The organism is Pseudomonas sp. EMN2, from assembly GCF_009650555.1.
Taxonomy (GTDB): Bacteria; Pseudomonadota; Gammaproteobacteria; order Pseudomonadales; family Pseudomonadaceae; genus Aquipseudomonas; species Aquipseudomonas sichuanensis.
In genome coordinates this window covers 23,022-29,604 of the sequence record NZ_VZZR01000046.1, presented here as the reverse complement: position 1 = coordinate 29,604, position 6,583 = coordinate 23,022, and the positions used below count along the sequence as shown (strand labels likewise).

At 64.4% G+C, this 6,583-nt stretch carries 4 protein-coding genes; all 4 read left to right on the top strand.

Translation table 11 applies throughout. The features are described 5' to 3' along the window. Window positions 1–414 precede the first annotated feature (414 nt). Window positions 415–1,386 (top strand): prolyl aminopeptidase, encoded by a 972-nt coding sequence (gene pip / locus F6X61_RS14960; RefSeq protein WP_153787269.1) that lies wholly within the window; start codon window positions 415–417, stop codon window positions 1,384–1,386. Further along, complete coding sequence (dtd, locus tag F6X61_RS14955; RefSeq protein WP_153787268.1) at window positions 1,383–1,820, top strand: D-aminoacyl-tRNA deacylase; 438 nt, start codon at window positions 1,383–1,385, stop codon at window positions 1,818–1,820. Before pip ends, dtd begins: the two co-directional genes overlap by 4 nt. A 263-nt stretch (window positions 1,821–2,083) precedes the next feature. Continuing rightward, window positions 2,084–3,808, top strand: a complete 1,725-nt coding sequence (locus F6X61_RS14950; protein WP_218575541.1) for a glucan biosynthesis protein G — start codon at window positions 2,084–2,086, stop codon at window positions 3,806–3,808. Beyond that, window positions 3,801–6,368 (top strand): glucans biosynthesis glucosyltransferase MdoH, encoded by a 2,568-nt coding sequence (mdoH, locus tag F6X61_RS14945; protein WP_153787267.1) that lies wholly within the window; start codon window positions 3,801–3,803, stop codon window positions 6,366–6,368. The genes F6X61_RS14950 and mdoH overlap by 8 nt, the downstream gene beginning before the upstream one ends. Window positions 6,369–6,583 lie beyond the last annotated feature (215 nt).

Genomic DNA, 6,583 nt, shown 5'->3' with positions numbered 1-6,583 from the left:
TCGCGGGTAAACCCGCTCCCACAGTTTGTTTCGGGCCAATTATTCCTGTGAAAGTACCGGCGCCTGCCTTGGTGCATGTCTTGAGCCATGCGGGGCGGCGGCAACGCCCGCACTGAAACTGAGTCGTACCAACAAGGCGGACCAGGTGATGGCACTGGAAAGACTGGCCCGAAACAAACTGTGGGAGCGGGTTTACCCGCGAAGCGCCGCGCGGGCGGCGCTCGATCTCGAGGGCGCTGAAGATCCCTTGTCGAACACCTAGCAGCCCTGACGCAATATCAAGCCATGCCCACCCAGGCATCCCCCCATCACCAGCACCCCCAAAACCCCGACGTTTCACACGGACACATGCTCTGCGCGCAATTCAGGTTTATGATGCCCAACGGCAGAATAATTCCTCACACGGAGTGCGCAATGCAGACCCTCTACCCGCAGATCAAACCCTACGCCCGGCACGATCTGGCCGTGGAAGCGCCGCATGTGCTGTATGTCGATGAAAGCGGCTCGCCGGAAGGTCTGCCGGTGGTGTTCATCCACGGCGGCCCGGGCGCCGGTTGCGATGCCCAGAGCCGCTGCTACTTCGACCCCAACCTGTACCGCATCATCACCTTCGACCAGCGCGGCTGTGGCCGCTCCACGCCCCACGCGAGCCTGGAGAACAACACCACCTGGCACCTGGTCGAAGACCTCGAGCGTATCCGCGAGCATTTGGGCATCGACAAATGGGTGCTGTTCGGCGGCTCCTGGGGCTCGACCCTGGCCCTGGCCTACGCCCAGACCCACCCCGAGCGCGTACACGGCCTGATCCTGCGTGGCATCTTCCTGTGCCGCCCGCAGGAAATCAGCTGGTTCTACCAGGAAGGCGCCAGCCGCCTGTTCCCCGACTACTGGCAGGACTACATCGCGCCGATCCCGCCGGAAGAACGCGGCGATCTGGTAAAGGCTTTCCACAAGCGCCTCACCGGCAACGACCAGATCGCCCAGATGCACGCCGCCAAGGCCTGGTCGACCTGGGAGGGCCGCACCGCGACGCTGCGCCCGAACCCGCTGGTGGTCGACCGCTTCTCCGAGCCGCAGCGCGCGCTGTCGATCGCCCGTATCGAATGCCACTATTTCACCAACAACGCCTTCCTCGAAGAAAATCAGCTGATCCGCGACATCCCGAAGATCGCCCACCTGCCGGCAGTGATCGTGCATGGCCGCTATGACGTGATCTGCCCGCTGGACAACGCCTGGGAGCTGCACCAGGCCTGGCCCAACAGCGAGCTCAAGGTGATCCGCGATGCCGGCCACGCCGCCTCGGAGCCCGGCATTACCGATGCCCTGGTGCGTGCCGCCGACCAGATGGCCCGACGCCTGCTCGACCTGCCCCTGGAAGAAGCATGAAGGCGTTGATCCAGCGTGTGCGTGGCGCGCGGGTCGAAGTGGCCGGCGAGATCGTCGGCGCCATCGACCAGGGCCTGCTGGCGCTGGTCGCGGTCGAGCCTGAAGATTCGCCCGAGCTGGCCGACAAGCTGTTGCACAAGCTGCTTAACTACCGGGTATTCAGTGACGAGCAGGGCAAGATGAACCGCTCGCTCAAGGATGTCGGCGGCGGCTTGCTGCTGGTGTCGCAGTTCACCCTCGCGGCCGATACCCGCAATGGCATGCGCCCGAGCTTTTCGACCGCCGCGCCGCCGGCCCTCGGCGCCGAGCTTTTCGACTATCTTTTGCAGCAGGCACAGCGCCAGCACCCCGAGGTGGCCAGCGGTCGCTTCGGTGCAGACATGCAGGTGCATCTGGTGAATGATGGCCCGGTAACATTTATGTTACAAATATGAGGTCAAAAAACCCCTTGTTTGTAGGAAAACAAGGGGTTTTGTACGATAAATAGTTTGTTCAGCCTGATGCGTTGTAACGCGACCTGCTGGATAATCGCGCGCTGCTTGAACCTGCGTTCGCAGGTTCGTTTCACTTTGACACGAGTATTGTCTGGATCCGTTTGGGGAATCATTACGCCCTCACGGGGTCCGAACAGTGCTCGCCAACCCGGCATTGGTCGCTGGCCGTTGGTTTCATGATCTGTTTTCGGCGAGGATTGCTCGTGATTGTAAGCCCCAGTTTTGCACCAAGAATCCCCAGCACTCGGCTGCGCAAGGCGATGCTCGCCGGCGTCGCGCTGGTCGGCCTGATGAGCGCGGGCCAGTTGTGGGCATTCAATCTGGATGATGTTGCAGCCAAGGCAAAGGATCTGGCCGGCCAGAAGTACGAAGCACCGAAGAGCAACTTGCCGCCGGTGTTCCGCGACATGAAGTACGCCGACTACCAGAAGATCCGCTTCCTGCAGGAAAAAGCCGAGTGGGCCAAGGACAAGACGCCGTTCAAGCTCTCGTTCTACCACCAGGGCATGCACTTCGACACGCCGGTCAAGATCAACCAGATCAGCGCCAAGAAGGTCGAAGAGATCAAGTACGACCCGAGCCGCTTCGAGTTCGGCGACGTGCCGCATGACCCCGAGGCCACCAAGAACCTCGGCTACGCCGGCTTCCGGGTGCTCTACCCGATCAACAAGGCCGACAAGCAGGACGAAATCATGACCCTGCTGGGCGCCAGCTATTTCCGCGTGGTCGGCAAAGGTCACCGCTACGGCCTGTCGGCCCGTGGCCTGGCCATCGACACCGCGTTGCCGTCGGGCGAGGAATTCCCGCGCTTCACCGAGTTCTGGATCGAGAAGCCGAAGCCGACCGACAAGCACCTGGTGATCTACGCACTGCTCGACTCGCCACGCTCCACCGGTGCCTACAAGCTCACCCTGCGTCCGGGTGAAGACACCGTGGTCGACGTCAAGTCGCGCGTCTACCTGCGTGACCACGTCAGCCGCCTGGGCGTTGCCCCGCTGACCAGCATGTACCTGTTCGGCCCCAACCAGCCGTCGAAGATCATGAACTACCGCCCGGCCCTGCACGACTCCGAAGGCCTGGCGATCCATGCCGGCAACGGCGAGTGGCTGTGGCGCCCGCTGAACAACCCGAAACACCTGGCCGTGAGCAACTTCAGCGTCGAGAACCCGCGTGGTTTCGGCCTGCTGCAGCGCCAGCGCGACTTCAGCGACTACGAAGACCTCGACGACGAATACGAGAAGCGTCCGAGCGCCTGGATCGAGCCTAAAGGCGACTGGGGCAAAGGCACCGTCGACCTGGTCGAGATCCCGACCGCCGACGAAACCAACGACAACATCGTTGCGTTCTGGAGCCCGGAAACCCTGCCTGAGCCAGGCAAGCCGTTCGAATACGACTACCGCCTGCGCTGGACCATCAAGGAAGACCAGCTGCACTCCCAGGAACTGGGCTGGGTCAAGCAGACCCTGCGCTCGGCCGGTGACGTCAAGCAGTCCAACCTGATCCGCCAGACCGACGGCAGCGTCGCCCTGCTGGTCGATTTCGTCGGTCCGAACCTGGCGGCACTGCCGGCAGACACCGCCCTGCGCAGCCAGGTCAGCGTCGGCGACAACGCCGAAGTGGTCGAGAACAACCTGCGTTACAACCCCGAGACCAAAGGCTGGCGTCTCACCCTGCGCCTGAAGGTGCAGGATCCGAAGAAGTCCACCGAGATGCGCGCCGCGCTGCTGCGTGACGTTCCGGTCGAGCAACCGAAGCCCGCCAAGGAAACCAAGCAGGACAAGGCTGCGGCCAAGCACGCCCAGGCCAAGGCCGAGAAAGCCAAGGCCGAGCAACCCGCCGCCGACGCGGCATCCACCACCGGTACCCCGGCCACCACCGAAAAAGTGCTGACCGAGACCTGGAGCTATCAGTTGCCTGCCGATGAGTAACTCAAGCGCAAGGCCGGAATCGCTTGGCGAATACCTGGCCCACCTCCCTCTGAGCGACGAGCAGCGCGCGGAACTCGCCAGCTGCACCTCGTTCAACGAGCTGCACCAACGTCTGGCGGCCAACCCGGCCGCCGGCACCGCCGAGGCCGTGCAGGCCTCGGTGGGTTCACGCCTTACCGTAGGCAGCGCCGCCGAGCTGGAAGAGGCCGAGATGCTCGGCGTCGACGGCAGCGGGCGGCTGTGCCTGAAGATCGCCCCGCCGATCAAGCGCACCAAGGTCGTGCCCGAGCCGTGGCGCACCAATGTGCTGATCCGCATGTGGCGGCGCATGACCGGCCGCACCAACGCCCCGCAGCCGCCCAAGCGCGAACTGCCGCCGGCGCGCTGGCGCACGGTCGGTTCGATCCGCCGCTATATCCTGCTGACCCTGATGATCGGCCAGACCATCGTCGCCGGCTGGTACATGAAGGGCATCCTGCCGTACCAGGGCTGGTCGTTCGTCGACCTCGAGGAAGTGCTGCACCAGCCGCTGTGGGACACCGTGGTACAGGTGTGGCCCTATGCGTTGCAGACTTCCATCCTGATTCTCTTCGGCATCCTGTTCTGCTGGGTGTCGGCGGGCTTCTGGACCGCGTTGATGGGCTTCCTCGAGCTGCTCACCGGGCGTGACAAGTACCGTATTTCCGGCAGCAGTGCCGGCAACGAGCCGATCCCCGCCGAGGCGCGTACCGCGCTGGTGATGCCGATCTGCAACGAAGACGTGCCACGGGTGTTCGCCGGCCTGCGCGCCACCTTCGAGTCGGTGGCTGCCAGCGGCAACCTCGACCGCTTCGACTTCTTCGTGCTCAGCGACACCAACGACACCGACATCGCCGTGGCCGAACAGCAGGCCTGGCTGGACGTGTGCCGTGAAGCCAAGGGCTTCGGCCGCATCTTCTACCGCCGTCGCCGTCGCCGGGTGAAGCGCAAGAGCGGCAACCTCGATGACTTCTGCCGTCGCTGGGGTGGCGAGTACAAGTACATGGTCGTGCTCGACGCCGACAGCGTCATGAGCGGCGAGTGCCTGAGCAGCCTGGTGCGCCTGATGGAGGCCAACCCGGACGCCGGCATCATCCAGACCGGGCCGAAAGCCTCGGGCATGGACACCCTGTATGCGCGCATGCAGCAGTTCGCCACCCGCGTGTATGGCCCGCTGTTCACCGCCGGCCTGCACTTCTGGCAGTTGGGCGAGTCGCACTACTGGGGCCATAACGCGATCATCCGCATGAAGCCGTTCATCGAGCACTGCGCCCTGGCGCCGTTGCCCGGCAAGGGCGCCTTCGCAGGGGCCATCCTCTCCCACGACTTCGTCGAAGCCGCTCTGATGCGCCGTGCCGGCTGGGGCGTGTGGATTGCCTACGACCTGCCGGGCAGTTACGAAGAATTGCCGCCGAACCTGCTCGACGAGCTCAAGCGTGACCGCCGCTGGTGCCACGGCAACCTGATGAACTTCCGCCTGTTCCTGGTCAAGGGCATGCACCCGGTGCACCGTGCGGTGTTCCTCACCGGGGTGATGTCGTACCTGTCGGCACCGCTGTGGTTCCTTTTCCTGGTGCTGTCGACCGCATTGCTGGCGACCAACACCCTGATGGAGCCGCAGTACTTCATCGAGCCGTTCCAGCTCTACCCGCTCTGGCCGCAGTGGCACCCGGAGAAAGCCATCGCGCTGTTCTCCACCACCATCGTGCTGCTGTTCCTGCCCAAGCTGCTCAGCGTCATCCTGATCTGGGCCAAGGGCGCCACCGAGTTCGGCGGGCGCATCAAGGTCACCCTGTCGATGCTGATGGAGATGCTGTTCTCCATGCTGCTGGCGCCGGTGCGGATGATCTTCCACACCCGTTTCGTACTGGCCGCGTTCCTCGGCTGGGCCGCGACCTGGAACTCGCCGCAGCGTGACGACGACTCCACGCCGTGGAGCGAAGCGGTGCGTCGCCATGGCCCGCAGACCCTGCTGGGCTTTGCCTGGGCCGCCCTGGTGGCCTGGCTGAACCCGAGCTTCCTGTGGTGGCTGGCGCCTATCGTTGGCTCGCTGTTGCTGTCGATCCCGGTGTCGGTGATCTCCAGCCGCACGCGCCTGGGCCTGGCGGCCAAGGACGAGAAGCTGTTCCTCATCCCCGAGGAGTACGCCACGCCGCAGGAGCTGCTGGCCACCGACCAGTACACCCACGAAAACCGCTGGCACGCCCTGCACGACGGCTTCGTCCGCGCCGTGGTCGACCCGCGCCAGAACGCCCTGGCCTGCGCCATGGCCACTGCGCGCCATGGTCAGTCCGCGGCGATCGAAAGCCTGCGTGACGAGCGCGTGGCCAAGGCGCTGGAAGTGGGCCCCAAAGGCCTGGACGGCAACACCCGCCTGGCCTTGCTGAGCGACCCGGTGGCGCTGTCGCGCCTGCACGGGCAGGTCTGGGCCGAGCACAACGCGGCGTGGATCGATGTGTGGCGTGCGTCGATCGACAACGACCCGCACTCGCCGTTGCTGCCGTTGCATCCGGAGAACCAGGCACAGCCAGCCCTGGCTTGATTCGCTGCAACACCATCGCGGGGCAAGCCCGCTCCCACGCTAACCTCGTGGGAGCGGGCTTGCCCCGCGATGCTTTTCAGGTCGATTTTGGCCAACAAAGTCCCCCCGAGCGCTAGGTCCCAGCCCGCGCATGCGTTAGCATCCTACGCGACATTACGCATCGGCCTGTCAGGCCGTGCCTACAAAAAGAAATTTGCGTACTTCTTGCTAGGGGA